The following is a 718-nucleotide window of genomic DNA, read 5'->3' on the forward strand; positions in this document are numbered from 1 at the left end:
TCCCATCTTTGACAGTTAATAAAAGACAAAACAGCCGCAAAGCCTGTATTTATGGGCTATGTGGCTGTTTGTTCGTTTGCATCGATATGTGCTATATTTTTGCTTTTGTGCTAGTTATCTTTTTTGTCTTTGAAATAATTCCTCGCATGGAGGCTTTTGATATAAATTCAAAGTCTGTTCTTAATCCAAATGAACTGTGAAGAGCATCTGTTAGTTTTGTGCGTTTGTAAGAAGGAATGTAACCACTGTCCTTGCTTAATAGTGTCATATTCATACCACGTAATGTTTCCAAAATCTGAGTGCATGTAAACCCTTCCCCCAGTTTCTTTTCTAATAATCTATATACTAAGAGACTGATATAACACGTAAGAAAATGTGCTTTGATACGATCGTCTCTCTGTACATAGACGGGTCTGGCTTCAAAATCGGATTTCATGATTCGAAAGTTTTCTTCGATTTCCCAACGTTGCTTGTTAATCTTAATGATTTCCGCTGGGTTATCTTCAAGGTTTGTTACAACAGCATAAAAACCATCATACATGGATTCTTCATTTATGCGTTCTTCATCCAATTCATAAACCGACTTATCTGCGATTTCACCATCTGGTGTAATGCTAGTCTTTTGAATGAATCGTGCAGGGTCGTTTTGATTCTTTCCTCGTCTGCATTTTCCTGGAGACTGAATCATTTTCAGTGCACGGTCAATCTGACGACTACG

The 718-nt window shown here is 37.5% G+C and carries 1 protein-coding gene; it reads right to left on the bottom strand.

Annotated elements, in window-relative coordinates; all coding sequences use genetic code 11:
- Window positions 1-91 precede the first annotated feature (91 nt).
- Window positions 92-718 (bottom strand): IS1634 family transposase (locus ACQRBH_RS17280; RefSeq protein ID WP_427762688.1); only part of this gene is annotated, 627 nt, incomplete at its 5' end.

Origin of the sequence: Bariatricus sp. SGI.161 (genome assembly GCF_050313695.1) — a bacterium.
Taxonomy (GTDB): Bacteria; Bacillota; Clostridia; order Lachnospirales; family Lachnospiraceae; genus JAFBIX01.